The sequence below is a fragment of the Pseudoalteromonas sp. SCSIO 43095 genome (genome assembly GCF_023650455.1).
Classification (GTDB): domain Bacteria; phylum Pseudomonadota; class Gammaproteobacteria; order Enterobacterales; family Alteromonadaceae; genus Pseudoalteromonas; species Pseudoalteromonas tetraodonis.
Window position 1 is genome coordinate 2,120,024 of the sequence record NZ_CP087995.1, and the last position, 16,217, is coordinate 2,136,240.

The window sequence follows — 16,217 nt, forward strand, 5'->3', positions numbered from 1 at the left end:
TCTACAATAGAATAATTACAAAATTGCGAGTAATTTAAGAAGCCCGTAAATTTTGACGCCAATAATAGCTTAAAAGTAATGATTAAAAAATAAGGAAGCGCGTGTTAGTCATTTTAATGTTTGTTTTAGCCTATTTGCTCGGCTCGATTTCATCGGCCATTTTAGTGTCGCGGCTATTCAAACTCCCCGATCCACGCACGCATGGCTCCAATAATCCAGGGGCAACCAATGTTTACCGCTCAGGCGGGTCACTTCCTGCATGCTTAGTTTTAGTCTTCGATATTTTAAAGGGCACAATCCCTGTTTGGGGCGCTTATTTTTTAAAACTTGAGCCATTAGAGCTTGGTTTAATCGCCGTTGCAGCATGCTTAGGGCACATGTACCCGTTATTCTTTAGTTTTAAGGGCGGTAAGGCGGTTGCAACTGCATTTGGCTCGTTACTACCGATAGGGCTTTCTTTAGGAGGGTTATTGATTGGTACTTGGTTGCTGATTGTCGCAATTACTCGTTACTCATCACTTGCCGCGTTAGTGGCCGTTACGCTAGCCCCTTTATACACATGGTGGATAAAACCGTTATATACCTTACCGGTAACCTTTATTACGCTACTGATCATTATTAGGCATCGCACTAATATTGTGCGTTTATTTAAGGGGGAAGAACCAAAAGTAGGAACTAAACAAGCCCCTACAGATGATAAGAAGTAATAAATAACCTAAGTTCTGGTTAACTATATTGCTTCTAGGCTATCGATTGGCCAGCGCGGTTTAGTTTTCATATCAAGCGAAGCAAACTGCCCTGCTTTTAAACGCTGCATACCAGCATAAGCAATCATTGCACCATTGTCAGTACAAAACTCAGTGCGAGGGTAATACACTTCGCCCTTCATACCTTGCATCACACGCTCTAGTTGCAAACGTAGTTGCGTATTAGCACTTACACCACCGGCTATTACTAAGCGCTTAATACCGGTTTGTTTTAATGCGCGCTTACACTTAATTACTAAAGTATCTATAACGGCTGTTTGAAATGCATGAGCAATATCTGCTTTAGTTTGCTCGTCACTGTCGTTTTCACGAATAGCAATTGAAGCGGCGGTTTTTAGGCCACTAAAGCTAAAATCCAAGCCAGGTTTGTCTGTCATCGGACGCGGAAAAACAAATCGCTTAGCAACACCCTGTTCAGTCATTTTAGCTAAACGAGGACCGCCAGGGTAATCAAGCCCAAGTAATTTAGCCGTTTTATCAAACGCTTCACCTGCAGCATCATCTACCGACTCACCCAATACTTCGTATTGACCAATACCAGCAACTTTTACCATCATGGTATGACCGCCAGAAACCAGTAAGGCAATAAATGGAAACTCGGGGACGTTTTCCTCAAGCATTGGCGCTAATAAATGCCCTTCCATATGGTGCACTGCAACCGCTGGGATATCCCAGCCATATGCTAAAGAGCGACCAATTGAGGTACCTACTAACAAAGCCCCTACTAAACCTGGCCCTGCCGTGTAGGCAATACCGTCTAAATCTTCAGGTCCACAGCCAGCTTGTGCAAATGCCGCATCAATAAGCGGCAATGTTTTACGTACATGATCGCGAGATGCAAGCTCAGGTACTACACCACCGTAATCAGCATGTACTTTTACTTGGCTATATAATTGATGGGCTAGCAGCCCTTTTTCGTCATCATAAATAGCAATACCAGTTTCATCGCATGATGATTCAATGCCTAAAATTCGCATTGTTGATTCTCCTGCCACCTAACAAGGTGTTTAAAACAAATAACTTAAAGTGCTAAACCAATGTTAGTTTGGCCATCAGCAAGGACATGCTTTTTCAATGCTTTTACATTTTCAGCAGTAATACGCCCCATTGCCTCTACAAAATCAATTAGTTCACCTAATACCTCTATTTCGTATTGCATTAGTGGGTGTTCACGCACTGCTTTATTATCAGCAACATCCCCTTCAACCGTCATTTGATACTCAATAAAGCGAGCCACAGTAGCCTGCGATATTTTACTCACATTAACAAACTCTTGCTCATCTTGTGCTAAAAGGCCATGCATTAAGCTCAATAATGAAGTTGCAGCGTCAATGGCAGGGTAAGTACCAAACATATCAAAATCAGCAAGTTCAGGCACATTAGGCTCAATTTTTTCGACTTGCTTTTCTAAATCAATTTTACTTTTAGGAAAGAGTATTTTTTCCCAACATACATTTAAAGCATTGCGTAAAATAACCTCATCGCCAAAGCCGGTAGCCTCACTAAATAGCCCATAATTAGGCAACATACGCTCTATTAACGCACTGGCCAATACCGCTTTTTGTAGGTAATTTAATTCTCTAATACGCTGAAAATTATTCGCTTTTGTCATTCTTTAAAGTCCCACATGACCAACAAAAATCAAATGTTGATCCATTATGCTCATTACAGTTAGGGCACACCCAATCTGGAGCGGATTGTTTTACTTGCTGATAGTTTACCAATATTTCGCGTGCATGGCGCTCTTTTATCGCATAAACCTGCACACTTACTTGTGTTTGTTCAAATGGGATCTCGCCCATTGCGCCTTGCAGCATTTCACCTTTTATTTGGCACTCAATTCCCGCATTAAGAATCAGTCCTTTTATTATATTGGCCTCTAAACTATTTTCTGCGTTATAAAGCGTAACCCAATCAAATGATGTTATATTTGAATCGCTATTATTAATATTTTGCAATATCCACCTCATTTACTTTATGTGTACAATTTGCCTGCGTAACCTAAAGCAAATAATATGATTTAAGGACACATTATGACGCTAACTACCCCAGGTTTACTTTTTCCAGCAATCTCGTTGTTGTTACTCGCCTATACAAACCGATTTTTAGTGCTAGCGCAACTAATACGAGAACTGAATGCCCGTGAAGGTGAGTCTATTCGTCCTGTTGTGGTGGCGCAAATAACCAACCTTAGAAAGCGAATAAAACTAATAAGGACCATGCAAGTATACGGAGTGGCTGCTTTTTTATTATGTACGCTATCTATGTTTGCATTATTTATAGAATTTAATACCACGGGTATTATTTTATTTGGGGTCAGTTTAAGCTGCTTGAGCTTATCTTTGCTTACTTCATTATTTGAAATTCATATTTCTTGTGATGCCATAGAAATTGAATTACAAAACATTGAAAATAAGCCTTTAAGTAACCGAGTTAGTAAAAACTTTATTGAGCCTAACCCTAAAAGCAAAAACAGCAATTAACCAATCGAGACTTTAGTAAAGTTGTTATAAAATTGCATAAACTTGGTCAATAATAAAACCCTACAGTTATTTAACATTACCCAAAGGTATAACAACTTTTAGCAACTATTCTCTTTAAATACGATGAAAAGAAAGTTAATCTAAGGAGGTGGTTAAAAACATTATTTCAACTGATCTGTAGGGATATAAAGTCAGTATTTAATCTGCAATTCCCCTAGCTTACCTATAAAAAAGGACTGTATAGTGAGATTTGAACAATTAGAACAGTTTGTAGCGCTTGGCCTACTTCGTCATTTTAGGCAAGCTGCAGAACAAACCCAAATTAGCACATCTGCGTTAACTCGTAGTATTCAAACTCTTGAAACAGAGCTTGGCTACGAACTTGTTACCCGCTCTACTCGCTCGGTTAAATTAACTCAAGCAGGCGAACTTTTCCTCGACTTTGCAAAAAATACCCTCAATGAGCTAGAGCAAATAAAGCATCGCGCTTTTCAGTCAATTAATGGCACTGAAGAGAAAAAGCTAGTTATTGGTTACACCACAACAACCAGCAGCATAGTACCAATTACCTGCGGTGAATTTTTAAGCCAATATCCTCACATTAAAATCGAAATGCAGCTACAAAATAAAACTGAGCTTCATAGAAAGTTACTTCAAGGTGAAATAGACATTAGTGTATGCTCGCAAATAGTCAATAGTATTGGTAGCGACATACAATTACCTGATCAGCTTATTTTATTTTGTTCAAAACAACATCCTTTAGCAAATAAAAGCGATATTAGTAAAAAAGAGCTCGAAAGCTATCCAATGTTCAGTTGTTTTTCACAGTCAAAACAAGTGCAATCAATGCTTAATGAAGTAATAGACTCGCTAAATAAAGCTTCAACGATTAAAGTAGGTAGTATTGATCAGGTAATGGCTGGACTTGAAAAGTCAGATCATTTTGCCATTGCCGGTATTGAACACACCAGCTCTGTGGCAGAAAACCATAACTTAATCCAGCTTAAAACGAATAACGATATTAGCCATGAACAACTTGTGGTGCAAACAAGCCAGCAGATAGAGGCTGGTGAGCATGTTGACCACCTACTCTCGCTAATTAAGAAAGTTTCTAGAGCATAAAAAAATGACTCCATGCGTTTTATAACAACTATAAATTAGTGGCATTAAAGTTTTTTTTCACTACACTAACGCTCCCTTATATTATGACTAGCGTTAATGAAAAACTTTACAGCTGCTGAAATTTACCTAGAGCACATTGAAACGCATGGCTATGCCATTATTGAAAACGCAATTGATAGTGACTTAATATCCGAGTTGATGGCTGATTGCTATAGAATAAATCCTCACTTTAGCCTTGCCGGTATTGGACGATTAAACAATTTACAAATTGATGACTCCGTTCGTAAAGATAAAACCTACTGGTTTGATGGCAGCTCAAATGCACAGCTTAGCTATCAACAAATAATGGAAGCTGTTCGCACTACCCTTAATCGTAACTTTTTCATGGGCTTGTTTGATTATGAGTGTCACTATGCAAAGTATACGCAGGGTGATTTTTACAAAAAACATGTAGATGCGTTCAAAGGTCGTTCAAATCGAGTTTTTACCACCGTATTGTACTTAAACTCTCCTAAGAAAGGCGGGGAGCTGGTTATTTACAAGCCTAAAAGTAAAGACATAGAAGTGGTTATAAAACCCACTGCAGGCACTTTGGTATTATTTGAAAGCGAACGCTTTGTGCATGAAGTACTTCCTGCTGTTGATAACCGCTATTCGATTGCTGGTTGGTTCAGAAAAAATGCGTCAATTAGTGGTATTATCGACCCACCCCGTTAAGAAAAAACGGGGTAAGAAAATAATAAGCCTATAAATACAGTAAGTCCCACATAATGATTATTCAAAAACGCTTTAAAACAGGCATCTCGTTGACGTAAATGAATCAAACGCTGTTGATACAATAATAAAGCCGCAGCAACCGCTAACCCTAGCCAAAAGCTTGCTCCAACTTGGCTAATAAAGCCGATCAATGTCATTAATACTAAGAATATAATGTTAAGCAACCCAATAATATGGCGGTCATAACTGGCGAATAAAATAGCGGTTGATTTTACTCCTATTTTTAAATCATCATCTCTATCAACCATGGCGTACATAGTGTCGTAAGCCACCGTCCAGCAAATATTGGCAATAAATAGCAGCCATGCCTGCACAGGCAACGAGTTTGTTGATGCCATAAATGCCATAGGAATTGCCCAACCAAAAGCAGCCCCTAATACAACCTGTGGAAGTTGTGTGTAACGTTTCATAAAGGGATAACAAAACGCGAGCCCAAGCGCCCCAAACGATAACAAGATAGTATTGGTATTTAGCATTATTACTAAAATAAAAGCGATGCTAACCAGCAGCAAAAACAAACTAATTGCTTCCCCACTACTCACAGCCCCAGTTGCTAAAGGGCGCTGACAGGTTCGTTTTACTGAGCCATCTATTTTTCTGTCAGCAAAATCATTGATAACGCATCCTGCGCTGCGCATAACTATTACCCCAAGGGTAAACACAATGAAGTTTGTTAGGCTTGGTATCCCCTCATTTGCTATCCACAGCGCCCAATAAGTTGGCCAAAGTAATAATAAGGTGCCTATGGGCTTATCTATTCGCATTAACTGAACGTAATACGGTACATGGTTTACCGATAAAGGGGCTAGTTTCATGAGTATAAATAGGCTCCTGGTAAAAAAACTTCACAAACTAAAAATTTGTAGTCATGCAAAGAGAACACGCTTCGTCGCCCTAATAATATGTGTATGGGTAAATTAAGTTCGCTCACCAGTGATTGCAATGAGTGGTTATCATCAAAGCGAGCAATTTCAATATCAGTGCGCTTTAACGCAGGGTCTTGAAATATGACATCACCCAACGGACGTTCACCCATATTATGCAGCTGATTATTTGTATTGTTGTTTGATATTGGCAACCAGCTTTGAGCATATACAACCGGTTTGTCATCACACAACAATAAAACTTCACGGTTAAGTACAGTGTTCACCTCATTACTTAATAAAGCTTGCTGAGGTTGCGAGAGGTTAACTTTTTGCTCACTCAACACTTTTACAGCAAAACGCTGAGACTGGCTTTTTAATTTAGCCGTTAAAGAATGCGGTTCAAATAACCACTCTTGCTCAGCGCTAGATAAGCCACTGACTTGAGCGATACTCTGCCAATCAGCAGATAAAGAAAGAGGAAACGTAATCACAATAACTCTACTTGATAAAAATCAGCAAGATCATAACATTGCTAAGAGATTTGAAAAAGCGCGATTTACTTACTACCAAGCACACCCTGTTATTATAAAAAGCTAATCAACATTTGACTCTCGCTATTGCCTATCCCAAACTTGAGTACAGAGTGCCTTTACATAGCTCAACAAATAACAGCATCTTGCTGTATCTTATTTATTAATAAGTATAAACTATTTGTAACCAGTTTACGGAAACGCTTTTGAAATGAAAAAAACAGTATTTACAGGCCTTTTTATTCTTTTAGTCAGCCTAACTAGCTTATCAGCACGTGCTGAGTCTACTGTCGGTTATTTTGGGTTTGAGCCAGATATTATTACCAACTACATTGGCCCATCGAGTAAAAAAATGGGCTATGTACGTGTCACTGTTGATTTAATGCTTAATAAAACATCAGATATTGCAATCGTGGAACACCACACGCCGTTACTTCGTGATGCGTTAGTTGAGATATTATCTAAAGAGCATGAAAACAAAATAAAGTCTTTAACAGGACGCGAGCAAATACGCCTTAAAAGCGCAGAAAAACTAAAGAGCCTTCTTAAAGAAGAAACAGGACATGAGATCATCCGTGATCTCTTATTTACTAAATATTTATATCATTAGGCACTTTTTGTTTTAAAAAGCTGAGCGGTATAGGCAAAAGCCATACCGCTAACGAGCCCACCTAAGTGTGCCCAATTAGCCATTCCAACAAATAATACATCTGCAAAACCAAGTACTAACCATACCAGCATAAATCCAACAATTGCGGTTGTAACCAGTGCAGGCTGTTTAGGGTTAAGGGTGCTGTAAATCCAACAAAAGCCTAACAACCCATATACAACACCGCTAAGCCCACCAAAGTTAGGACCGACCATTAAGTACTGTGCCCAATTACTTATTAAAGCGGTAACTAAAAACAGCCCGATTAAACTCGATTTACCACATTGCTTTTCAATATTGTCACCCAGTGAAACCCACCAGATTAAGTTAAATACAATATGCATGGCGCTAAAATGCACAATAGCCGGGGTTAACCAAGTAAGTGGTGACGCAGGGTTAAACTGCAACGCCATATAAATAGGCTCAAACGCACCAAATAAAAAGGCAACATAAACAACAATACTGAGAATGCTAACACTTTGATTAAGCCAACTTAAGGCTTTAAAACGCGCGACTAAATTAAGCGACTGGCCTTGATATTTTAATGGTGATTGCGTGCTGCCTACTTGCCATGACGCTTGTTGATAACGTTCATGATTAGGGTTTTTAGCAAATTCATTCCATAAAGGCTGCACCGCATGAAAGTCCTCAGGTGCCACACTAATGACAAGCGTATGGCCATCCTCAGTACGAATTTGCCCTGAAAGCCCTTGGCTTTTTAGGTAATCTATAAAGCCCTGTGCAGCACGGGGGTTAGTTAGACTGCCTAGCTCTATCATCGTGCTACTTTATCCTTGTAAGCGGCTTCCCATGCAGTAAAACCACCATCCATGCTGTAAACATCTTCAAAGCCTTGCTCTACTAAGTAGCTGGCAGCACCTTGTGAACTCATGCCGTGATAACAAACAATAATAATCGGCTGGTCAAACTCTTTTTCCATCATAAATTGGGCGATATTTGCATTTGAAAGTGCTTCAGAACCTGGAATGTGCCCTGCCTGATACGAATTAGGATCGCGAATATCGGCAATCACCACATCTTCTTTGTCTAGTAGTTCGAGGGTTTGCGCGATTGATATATGTTTAAATGCCATAGTACTCTCTTATAATTACAAAAAAGGCGACAAATGCCGCCTTTAATTCTCTTAACAAGGGGATAATTAATCCCAGTTAAGAATTACTTTACCCGATTGGCCTGAAATCATCATATCAAAGCCAGCTTGGAAGTCATCAATTGAATACTGATGAGTAATAATTGGTTTTAAATCAAGCCCTGATTGAATCAAACTGGCCATTTTGTACCAAGTTTCAAACATCTCACGACCGTAAATACCTTTAATCACTAAGCCTTTAAAAATAACTTGATTCCAATCGACCGCCATATCTGAAGGTGGAATACCTAACATGGCAATTTTGCCGCCATGATTCATGTTATTTAGCATGGTATTAAATGCACTTGGTACACCTGACATCTCTAAGCCAATATCAAAGCCTTCGGTCATACCTAGGTCTTTAGCTACATCTTCGAGCTTTTCATTCGCGACGTTTACAGCACGCGTTGCGCCCATTTTGCGTGCTAAATCTAGGCGGTATTCATTTACGTCGGTAATAACCACATGGCGTGCACCCACATGTTTAGCTACAGCTGCAGCCATAATACCAATAGGGCCTGCACCGGTGATTAATACATCTTCACCCACTAAATCGAACGATAAAGCCGTGTGTACTGCATTACCAAACGGGTCAAAAATAGAGGCAAGTTCATCGCTAATGTTATCTGGAATTTTAAATGCATTAAATGCTGGGATCACTAAGTACTCAGCAAATGCACCTTCGCGATTAACACCCACACCGATTGTATTACGGCATAAGTGAACGCGTCCAGCACGACAGTTACGACAATGGCCACAGGTTATATGACCTTCACCCGAAACACGGTCGCCAACTTCAAAACCGCGAACTTCTTGGCCCATGTCAATTACTTCACCCACGTATTCGTGGCCAACCACCATAGGCGTAGGAATAGTGTTTTGTGCCCACTCATCCCACTTATAAATATGAACATCGGTACCACAAATGGCTGTTTTACGAATTTTAATTAACAGATCGTTATGACCCACTTCAGGCTTTGGCGCATCTGTCATCCAAATGCCCGGCTCTGCTTTTAACTTTGATAATGCTTTCATAATCCACACTCAATTAAAAAATCGCGACTTTAGCCGCGATTTAACAAGAAAATTAAATAACACCAATCTCTTTACCAATACGGGTAAAGGCTGCAATGGCTGTATCAAGCTGTTCCTTGCTATGCGCTGCAGAAATTTGGGTACGAATACGTGCCTGACCTTTTGGTACAACAGGGAATGAAAAGCCAGTTACATAAATCCCTTCGGCCAAAAGCTTATCAGCCATAAGTGACGCTACTTTGGCGTCTCCCAGCATCACAGGAATAATCGCATGATCTTTACCTGCACAAGTAAAGCCTGCCGCTTCCATCTGCTCGCGGAAGTATTTAGCGTTTGACCATAGCTTAGCGCGAAGCTCACCGCCATTTTCAAGCATTTCTAACACTTTGATTGACGCTGTTACGATTGAAGGCGCCAATGAATTTGAGAATAAGTATGGACGTGAACGCTGACGAAGCCACTCAACAATTTCTTTTTTACCTGAAGTGTAACCACCAGAAGCTCCACCAAGCGCTTTACCTAAGGTACCGGTAATAATATCGACACGGTCGAGTACATTACAGTACTCAGGTGTACCTTTACCATTTTCGCCAACAAAACCAACGGCATGTGAGTCATCAACCATAACAAGCGCGTCATATTTATCGGCTAAATCACACACGGCTTCTAAATTACAAATAACGCCATCCATTGAGAACACGCCATCAGTAGCAATTAGTTTAGTTTTAGCTCCAGCTTCATCGGCTGCAATTAATTGCTTTTCTAAATCTGCCATATCATTATTTGCATAACGGAAACGCTTTGCTTTACATAAACGTACACCATCAATAATAGAAGCATGATTTAATGAATCAGAAATAATCGCATCGTCTGCACCTAGAATAGTTTCAAACAAGCCCGTATTCGCATCAAAACATGATGAATACAAAATGGTGTCTTCAGTTTCTAAAAATTGACTGATTTTTTTCTCAAGCGTTTTATGAATATCTTGGGTACCACAAATAAAACGCACAGACGCAACACCAAAACCATGGTCATCTAAGCCTTGTTGGGCAGCTGCAATTAGCTCTGGGCTATTAGCTAAACCTAAGTAGTTGTTAGCACAAAAGTTAATAACCTTATCACCTGATGCCACTTCAATTTGAGCTTGCTGCTGTGAAGTGATAACACGTTCATTTTTGTACAAACCTTCCGCTTTAACGTCTTCGATTTGCTGTTGTAATTGGCTAAAAAAAGCAGATGCTCTCATCTGTGATCTCCATTTGGTTGAACGGGTTAAACAGCAGACACGTTGCTGCTATTTATAATGCGGGTATTGTAAAAGTTTAAGCGCCAAATTGCACTGTTTGTCATTGGTCGTAAATTAGCTAACTGGCAGAAAAAGCTGCCAGTTTACGGGCATGAGGTATGCACTAAATTAGACCAGCGAGCAGAACAGGAAGCTCCTTGATTGAATCACAAACATAGTCAGCAGACTTTACGGCTTGCTCATCAACTGTTTTCCCAGAACGTACCAATATTTTAGTACGGATATTAGCGCTCATAGCAGCTTGCATATCACCTCGCTTGTCCCCCACCATCACACTAAGTGCAGGGTCAATATGATGATCTTTTATTCCTTGCAGTAACATTCCTGGCGCTGGCTTTCTGCAATCGCACTCTTTTAAATAATCTGGTAATGCATTTTTAGGATGATGAGGACAAAAATAAACATCAGTAATTTCAATTTGATGATGACTAAACTGCGCTTTCATCCATGTGCTAAGGGCAAAAAAATCAGCTTCTGAGTAATAACCTCGACCAATACCTGATTGGTTGGTTACAACAATTATTTTATAGCCCGCGTCATAAAATACTTTACACGTTGAAAACACACCATCTATAAATTCAAACTCTTCGCTTTTAAATACATAGCCATGATCAACATTTACTACACCATCGCGGTCTAAAAAAAGCGCCTTATTTGTGTGTTTATCATTCATAATAACGACTCTTTTTTAACAACATGGTCAAACATTTCTTTTACTGCATCCGTAGTTATTTGACTCATTAAATCATCGCCCTTAACCCGAGTGCCCCAAGGTAATTGCTCGGCGGTTTTACCAGTTTGCTTTAATAAGTTTTGGTGATAAACCTCAACCACGTAATCTTGGTATAAATAGGGCCCCGTTCGCGCTGGGTTTGAATGCGCATATAAGCCAATAACCGGTGTGCCCACAGTCACCGCCATATGAGCTGGGCCTGTGTCAGGTGCCAGTACTAAGTCTGCACGCTTAAGTACGCACAATAATTCTTTGAGTTTTGTTTTACCCACCAAGTTCAGAATGGGTGAATCACTGTGTTTAATGATGTTATTTGCTAAATTAATTTCCAGCTCAGTAGGCCCACCGGTTAGCGCCACTTTAAAACCTTGCGCATTGGCATAATCCGCAAGCGCAGCATAGCGTTCGGCTAACCAGTTACGCTGTGCTTTACTTGCTGCTGGCGAAATAACAAATAGCTTAGTTGATAAATAATCGTCACCTAACAGCTCATCAGCTTTAGCTTGATCTTTGTCGGTGTAGGGCATATTCCAAACAGGGACATAATCATCAACACCAATCGCTTGAGCAAAGCCTTTAAAACCCTCTAAAACATGCGCCTGAGATTGGGCTTTAATACGTTTATTAATAAATAAACTATGCAGCTCTTTTGAGCGAGCCCAATCAAAACCAATTTTAACTTTGGCAGGAATACAGCGAGCGACAAAACCAGCTCTTAAAGCCACTTGCATGTTAAGCAGTACGTCAAAACACTGCCCTTTAAAGGTTTGCTTTAACTGTTTTAGTGCCGCCTTACCTTGTTTTTTATCAAATGCAACAAGCTCAACGCCAGGCAAATCTGCTAACAGCATCGCCTCGACCTTCCCTATCACCCAAGTGATCTTAGCATTTGGATGCGCTTTTTGAATTGCTTGTACCGCACTCACTGCATGGCATACATCACCAATAGCAGAAAGACGTAAAATACAAATTGATGTGTAAGTAGGCGCTGAAGTCACACGTTTCCTTGGGAGTAAAATAGTTAAACCCGATCTTAAATTATAATCGCGTCATTGCAAGTACTTATCCTTAGACTTAAAACACGTTAATATGTGCACATATTAAAGCGAATCCTATGAGCTATGTTTAATCAACACGTCAAAAATAACCATGTCATTTTGAGCCATCCTCAATATAGCACCGAAATAGAGTTAGATTGGTTTAACCCCGACTTCTGGCAGCAACAGCAAAAAATTGTTGGCGCTAAAAAGGGGCGTGCAACTGCTTGGTTTTTTAAACACGCAGATTTAACGGCTGTATTGCGCCATTATTGGCGTGGCGGCCTCATAGGCAAGCTACTTAGTGACCAATATTTATATTGGGGACTAGAGCATACGCGTGTTTATCAAGAATTTAGCTTAATGACGCAATTAATAGAGTTAGGTTTAAATGTACCAAAGCCCATTGCAGCTAAAGTGAGCCGACATGGTTTTATTTACCGAGGTGATATTATTACTGAAGCAGTAAGCGGCGCTAAAAGTGTATTAGATGTTCTGATTGAGCGCCCCTTAAGTGATATTGAGATAAAAAAAGTAGCACAAACCATTGCCCAGTTTCATAATAAAGGGGTGTATCACGCTGATTTAAATATTAATAATATTTTATTTGATGACTCTGGCGACGTTTATATTATCGACTTTGACCGTGGCGAAATAAAAGTGCCCAATAAAAAATGGCAACAAAGCAACATGTCTCGCTTACAACGCTCCTTTTTAAAAGAGCAAAGCCGCAATAGCCACTTTCATTGGCAGCAAAACGATTGGCAAACATTACGCAATCAATACAACCAAAAGCTCGAATTCTAAAAAACTTGTTAAATCAAGCTCCTAAAAACTAAATTATTAATAACTAATGAGTCTTATTAAACAACATGTTTTTCAAACCTTGTGTAATAATGTCAAAACTGTGGATTGTTTCTAAAGTAGAATACTTATCAATAATATATTTATAACGAGATTCTATAAGTAACGTTTGCACTTTTTCACTTATATCAACAATATCAAGCTGTGCCTGATAAGCCACTTCAGTGCGAGTACAACGGGTAAGACGCTCACCTTGATCTTTTGAAATAGCACACGCAATTGTGGGGGTTTGCAAGGCAATAGCTTGGAGTAAAGTATCACCCGCGCTTAATAATGCAACCTTGGCCTGACTTAGTAAGGCTAAAAATTCAGCTCCCCCTTGGCTTGGCAAACAAATTAACTCATCGCTTTTAGGTAACGACTTAGTGTAATTAGGACCAAATACCACTACACCTTTTAAGCCTGTTTGCTTAGCAATAATAAGCCCTGCTTGAAAATATAAATCTGCGCAATTCACGCCATTAACTGTATGCCCACCAGAGCCCGCGTTAACAATAAAGAATTCTTTCTCTTTCAAGTGATAACGGGTTAGTGCATCGGATTTTTGCTGTGCTGATGCAAACACTGTAAACGGCCCAACATTAGCAGGGTGAGCCAGGGGCAGCATGCTCAATTTTAGCTTTTCATACCACGAAAGAGGGTCAATACAGTAATCAGGCTGAACAACCCAATGAGTATCAATAAGGCCCGCTCTATTAAGCTTTAAACCTTTTGCTCGCTTTTTTGCATGCTGTGAAATAAAAACAACTTTAGCACCCACTTTTTTTGCCGCTTTCATTTGTTCGGCTCGTCCTGCGCAATCAAATAGCACCATATCTGGTTTGTATTGTTCAATGAACTGACATACATGCGTATTTTCTTTTGTTGCCGATTGATTTAACAATAAGGTAGGAAATGGGCAGTTTTTAGCATAAGCCGTGTGCTTATTTAAAATGAAATGAATATCTAACGAATTGCCATACTCCGAGGTAAGGGTATTAGCTAGCTGTAACGAGCGCATATATTCACCAATACCTTCGGGCGATGACACGGGAATAAATAAAAGTCGTTTGTTGCTCATTACTATCTCTTTTTTTTCTTTGCAACGAGTATATCAACGAGATCATTTTTCCGATAGAGCTACAATGTTTTAATCTATAGTGGTATTTTAAATTTATCTTGGCTGATTTAATTACTGCAATAAAGAGCGTAGATTGCTAAACTTGTTGGCAATTTCAATCATAAGGATCTGAGCTTTGCGAAACAAAATTTTTATACTTTCTTCGCTTTTTTGTGCCGTAACGACAACCGTAAATGCTGAACCTTGGGTAAAGCCTGATGACTATGCTCTTAGAGCAGATATACAACAGCTTGCCGATGCAGGTATAATTTTAGCGCCAGTAACAACATATCCATTAATGTGGAAAAGCTTTATTAATGATGTTAACAATACTTCGTTAGAACAATTACCCCCTCAACTGCAAGATGCGTTATTACGTGTAAAACATCGTTATAAGTCAGAAAATAGCGGTTCGCATAGTGTACAGCTTTCGGCATTTGCCAGCTCAGATCCTCTTGTAGCCACTAGCTTTGGTGCCACCAATAGCCAAGAATCAGAGTTAACTGCTGCCTACGCTTATTTAGGACATAACTTTGCAGCTAAAATAGCGATTAATCATCGTAATGATGGCAAAAACTGCTTAGTCGACGCTAAAACAACTGATGATATAGCTCAAAACGAGCAAGCACTAACTGACTGCAATGATACCTCTCTAGATGACAGCTATTTAGCATATCGTATGGGTAATTGGATTGTAAGAGCGGGCGCCGTTGAGCAATTCTGGGGGCCGGGTGTTGATAACAGCTTAATTATGTCTGGTAATTCAAAGCCACTTCCCGCAATAAGTCTCAGCAGAGAACAAAGTAGCGCGTTCGAAACGCCTTGGCTTAGCTGGATTGGTCAGTGGAGCTTTACTGCACAAATGGCTAAGCTTGAATCAACCCGAGTTGTACCTGATGCATTATTATGGAGTACTCGTTTAAACCTTCGTCCAATTCAACAATTAGAAATTGGCTTTAGTTGGTCAGCACAATGGGCTGGCAAGGGACAACCCAGTTCAGCAGGCGACTTTTTTGATTTAATAACCGGCGGAGGTGAATGTGTTGATGGTACCAATGATTGTGATGGTGAGCTCATTACTCGTTTAGGTAATCAACTCGCGGGTTTTGATATTCGTTGGTCGGACACTTTGTTTGATCAACCTTATGCGGTATATGCAAGCACGATTGGTGAAGATACCAGTGGCGGTATTAAGCCAGTAGACAGAGGTTATCTTGGTGGAATACAAACCACGACTCGCATTTATAATCAGAATATTTTATTTAACCTAGAATACACTGATACCGGCGTAGCGTGTTCTGCCACATCAGCAACTGAAAACTGCTTCTATGAGCACAGTATTTATAATTCAGGGTATCGTTATCATGGTCGCCCTATCGGCTCTTCCTATGATAATGATGCTCAATCACTGGTATTAACCGTACTTGGGCAACTCTCAAGCGGAACTGACTGGCAAGTAAAATTACGTGATATTGACTACAACAGCGACAACCGTGACCGTTACCCAAATAACCCAGACTTAGGTAACTCGGTTACCAAAACAGCATTTAGCTCTAAACAGCTTGAAGTACGTTACAGAATGCTTGCCATGGGGGGGCGCTTTACCCTTGGCGGATTTGCCTCTAATAACGATGGAGCAGAAAACGATACGTCTGCATTTGCAAAGTTCGAATATAACTTTTAGTTTTTTTATTTCACTAGGGCCTGTTGACCTTTGCGGATTAATATTTGTTCAAACTAGGGGCAGTTTAATCGCGGCGCGAGGTTTGTAACCTAACGGGCTAAGTAAAAACCGA

The 16,217-nt window shown here is 39.9% G+C and carries 19 protein-coding genes; 7 read left to right on the top strand and 12 right to left on the bottom strand.

Annotated features, from left to right (window positions below; all coding sequences use genetic code 11):
• Positions 1 to 101: 101 nt before the first annotated feature.
• A complete protein-coding gene (gene plsY / locus LOC50_RS10020; RefSeq protein ID WP_069438532.1) occupies positions 102 to 707 on the top strand; it encodes a glycerol-3-phosphate 1-O-acyltransferase PlsY in 606 nt (201 codons plus the stop codon).
• Between the two features lie 23 nt (positions 708 to 730).
• Here the strand turns inward: plsY and tsaD are convergent, their stop codons facing one another.
• The 3 genes from tsaD to LOC50_RS10035 are packed head-to-tail and all read right to left on the bottom strand — an operon-like array spanning position 731 to position 2,725.
• Complete coding sequence (gene tsaD, locus LOC50_RS10025) at positions 731 to 1,744, bottom strand: tRNA (adenosine(37)-N6)-threonylcarbamoyltransferase complex transferase subunit TsaD (protein ID WP_250653154.1); 1,014 nt, start codon at positions 1,742 to 1,744, stop codon at positions 731 to 733.
• 44 nt (positions 1,745 to 1,788) lie between these two features.
• On the bottom strand, positions 1,789 to 2,379 hold the full coding sequence (locus tag LOC50_RS10030) for a YjaG family protein (protein ID WP_036979791.1): 591 nt from the start codon (positions 2,377 to 2,379) through the stop codon (positions 1,789 to 1,791).
• Positions 2,363 to 2,725: a putative signal transducing protein gene (locus LOC50_RS10035; protein ID WP_010391010.1), complete on the bottom strand. Its 363-nt coding sequence runs from the start codon at positions 2,723 to 2,725 to the stop codon at positions 2,363 to 2,365. Before LOC50_RS10035 ends, LOC50_RS10030 begins: the two co-directional genes overlap by 17 nt.
• 75 nt (positions 2,726 to 2,800) lie before the next feature.
• Between LOC50_RS10035 and LOC50_RS10040 the strand changes: the two genes are divergently transcribed.
• The 3 genes from LOC50_RS10040 to LOC50_RS10050 all read left to right on the top strand — a co-directional run bounded on the left by LOC50_RS10040 (position 2,801) and on the right by LOC50_RS10050 (position 5,089).
• Positions 2,801 to 3,250: a DUF2721 domain-containing protein gene (locus LOC50_RS10040; protein WP_054201982.1), complete on the top strand. Its 450-nt coding sequence runs from the start codon at positions 2,801 to 2,803 to the stop codon at positions 3,248 to 3,250.
• Positions 3,251 to 3,493: 243 nt separating this feature from the next.
• Positions 3,494 to 4,372, top strand: coding sequence for a LysR family transcriptional regulator (locus tag LOC50_RS10045; protein WP_036979795.1), 879 nt, complete (start codon positions 3,494 to 3,496; stop codon positions 4,370 to 4,372).
• A gap of 96 nt (positions 4,373 to 4,468) precedes the next feature.
• Positions 4,469 to 5,089 carry a 2OG-Fe(II) oxygenase gene (locus LOC50_RS10050; RefSeq protein WP_036979797.1) on the top strand — a complete coding sequence of 207 codons (621 nt, stop codon included), beginning with the start codon at positions 4,469 to 4,471 and terminating at the stop codon, positions 5,087 to 5,089.
• Here LOC50_RS10050 and ubiA read toward each other — a convergent pair.
• Positions 5,086 to 5,964 (bottom strand): 4-hydroxybenzoate octaprenyltransferase, encoded by an 879-nt coding sequence (ubiA, locus tag LOC50_RS10055; protein ID WP_248473268.1) that lies wholly within the window; start codon positions 5,962 to 5,964, stop codon positions 5,086 to 5,088. The two genes, LOC50_RS10050 and ubiA, sit on opposite strands and share 4 nt — an antisense overlap.
• Entirely contained in the window at positions 5,961 to 6,506 is a 546-nt protein-coding gene (locus LOC50_RS10060) for a chorismate--pyruvate lyase family protein (RefSeq protein WP_250653155.1), read from the bottom strand. Before LOC50_RS10060 ends, ubiA begins: the two co-directional genes overlap by 4 nt.
• A gap of 250 nt (positions 6,507 to 6,756) precedes the next feature.
• On the opposite strand from LOC50_RS10060, the gene LOC50_RS10065 reads away from it, so the two are divergent.
• Positions 6,757 to 7,155: a flagellar basal body-associated protein FliL gene (locus tag LOC50_RS10065; RefSeq protein WP_248473267.1), complete on the top strand. Its 399-nt coding sequence runs from the start codon at positions 6,757 to 6,759 to the stop codon at positions 7,153 to 7,155.
• Here the strand turns inward: LOC50_RS10065 and glpG are convergent.
• The 6 genes from glpG to LOC50_RS10095 form a co-directional block, all read right to left on the bottom strand.
• The gene (glpG, locus tag LOC50_RS10070; RefSeq protein WP_250653156.1) at positions 7,152 to 7,973 is read right to left on the bottom strand and encodes a rhomboid family intramembrane serine protease GlpG; all 822 of its coding nucleotides are present in this window, start codon (positions 7,971 to 7,973) and stop codon (positions 7,152 to 7,154) included. The genes LOC50_RS10065 and glpG overlap by 4 nt on opposite strands.
• Positions 7,970 to 8,287 carry a thiosulfate sulfurtransferase GlpE gene (glpE, locus tag LOC50_RS10075; RefSeq protein WP_033104018.1) on the bottom strand — a complete coding sequence of 106 codons (318 nt, stop codon included), beginning with the start codon at positions 8,285 to 8,287 and terminating at the stop codon, positions 7,970 to 7,972. The genes glpG and glpE overlap by 4 nt, the downstream gene beginning before the upstream one ends.
• A gap of 66 nt (positions 8,288 to 8,353) precedes the next feature.
• Positions 8,354 to 9,379 (bottom strand): L-threonine 3-dehydrogenase, encoded by a 1,026-nt coding sequence (gene tdh / locus LOC50_RS10080; RefSeq protein ID WP_250653157.1) that lies wholly within the window; start codon positions 9,377 to 9,379, stop codon positions 8,354 to 8,356.
• 52 nt (positions 9,380 to 9,431) lie between these two features.
• Positions 9,432 to 10,628, bottom strand: a complete 1,197-nt coding sequence (locus LOC50_RS10085) for a glycine C-acetyltransferase (RefSeq protein WP_036979809.1) — start codon at positions 10,626 to 10,628, stop codon at positions 9,432 to 9,434.
• Positions 10,629 to 10,791: 163 nt separating this feature from the next.
• On the bottom strand, positions 10,792 to 11,361 hold the full coding sequence (gmhB, locus tag LOC50_RS10090; RefSeq protein ID WP_250653158.1) for a D-glycero-beta-D-manno-heptose 1,7-bisphosphate 7-phosphatase: 570 nt from the start codon (positions 11,359 to 11,361) through the stop codon (positions 10,792 to 10,794).
• Positions 11,358 to 12,419 carry a glycosyltransferase family 9 protein gene (locus LOC50_RS10095; RefSeq protein ID WP_250653159.1) on the bottom strand — a complete coding sequence of 354 codons (1,062 nt, stop codon included), beginning with the start codon at positions 12,417 to 12,419 and terminating at the stop codon, positions 11,358 to 11,360. The genes gmhB and LOC50_RS10095 overlap by 4 nt, the downstream gene beginning before the upstream one ends.
• Before the next feature lie 123 nt (positions 12,420 to 12,542).
• On the opposite strand from LOC50_RS10095, the gene LOC50_RS10100 reads away from it, so the two are divergent.
• Positions 12,543 to 13,265 carry a 3-deoxy-D-manno-octulosonic acid kinase gene (locus tag LOC50_RS10100; protein ID WP_036979814.1) on the top strand — a complete coding sequence of 241 codons (723 nt, stop codon included), beginning with the start codon at positions 12,543 to 12,545 and terminating at the stop codon, positions 13,263 to 13,265.
• Between the two features lie 43 nt (positions 13,266 to 13,308).
• Here the strand turns inward: LOC50_RS10100 and LOC50_RS10105 are convergent, their stop codons facing one another.
• Positions 13,309 to 14,382 carry a hypothetical protein gene (locus LOC50_RS10105; RefSeq protein WP_069438523.1) on the bottom strand — a complete coding sequence of 358 codons (1,074 nt, stop codon included), beginning with the start codon at positions 14,380 to 14,382 and terminating at the stop codon, positions 13,309 to 13,311.
• A gap of 175 nt (positions 14,383 to 14,557) precedes the next feature.
• Between LOC50_RS10105 and LOC50_RS10110 the strand changes: the two genes are divergently transcribed.
• Positions 14,558 to 16,105, top strand: a complete 1,548-nt coding sequence (locus tag LOC50_RS10110; RefSeq protein ID WP_250653160.1) for a capsule assembly Wzi family protein — start codon at positions 14,558 to 14,560, stop codon at positions 16,103 to 16,105.
• Positions 16,106 to 16,217: the final 112 nt, after the last annotated feature.

Bases quoted from the DNA above. Each gene is read 5' to 3' on its own strand.
- LOC50_RS10050 (WP_036979797.1), top strand. From the start codon at position 4,469: ATGAAAAACTTTACAGCTGCTGAAATTTACCTAGAGCACATTGAAACG.
- LOC50_RS10065 (WP_248473267.1), top strand. From the start codon at position 6,757: ATGAAAAAAACAGTATTTACAGGCCTTTTTATTCTTTTAGTCAGCCTA.
- glpE (WP_033104018.1), bottom strand. From the start codon at position 8,287: ATGGCATTTAAACATATATCAATCGCGCAAACCCTCGAACTACTAGAC.
- glpG (WP_250653156.1), bottom strand. From the start codon at position 7,973: ATGATAGAGCTAGGCAGTCTAACTAACCCCCGTGCTGCACAGGGCTTT.
- LOC50_RS10040 (WP_054201982.1), top strand. From the start codon at position 2,801: ATGACGCTAACTACCCCAGGTTTACTTTTTCCAGCAATCTCGTTGTTG.
- tsaD (WP_250653154.1), bottom strand. From the start codon at position 1,744: ATGCGAATTTTAGGCATTGAATCATCATGCGATGAAACTGGTATTGCT.
- gmhB (WP_250653158.1), bottom strand. From the start codon at position 11,361: ATGAATGATAAACACACAAATAAGGCGCTTTTTTTAGACCGCGATGGT.
- tdh (WP_250653157.1), bottom strand. From the start codon at position 9,379: ATGAAAGCATTATCAAAGTTAAAAGCAGAGCCGGGCATTTGGATGACA.
- ubiA (WP_248473268.1), bottom strand. From the start codon at position 5,964: ATGAAACTAGCCCCTTTATCGGTAAACCATGTACCGTATTACGTTCAG.
- LOC50_RS10100 (WP_036979814.1), top strand. From the start codon at position 12,543: ATGTTTAATCAACACGTCAAAAATAACCATGTCATTTTGAGCCATCCT.
- LOC50_RS10030 (WP_036979791.1), bottom strand. From the start codon at position 2,379: ATGACAAAAGCGAATAATTTTCAGCGTATTAGAGAATTAAATTACCTA.
- LOC50_RS10085 (WP_036979809.1), bottom strand. From the start codon at position 10,628: ATGAGAGCATCTGCTTTTTTTAGCCAATTACAACAGCAAATCGAAGAC.
- LOC50_RS10105 (WP_069438523.1), bottom strand. From the start codon at position 14,382: ATGAGCAACAAACGACTTTTATTTATTCCCGTGTCATCGCCCGAAGGT.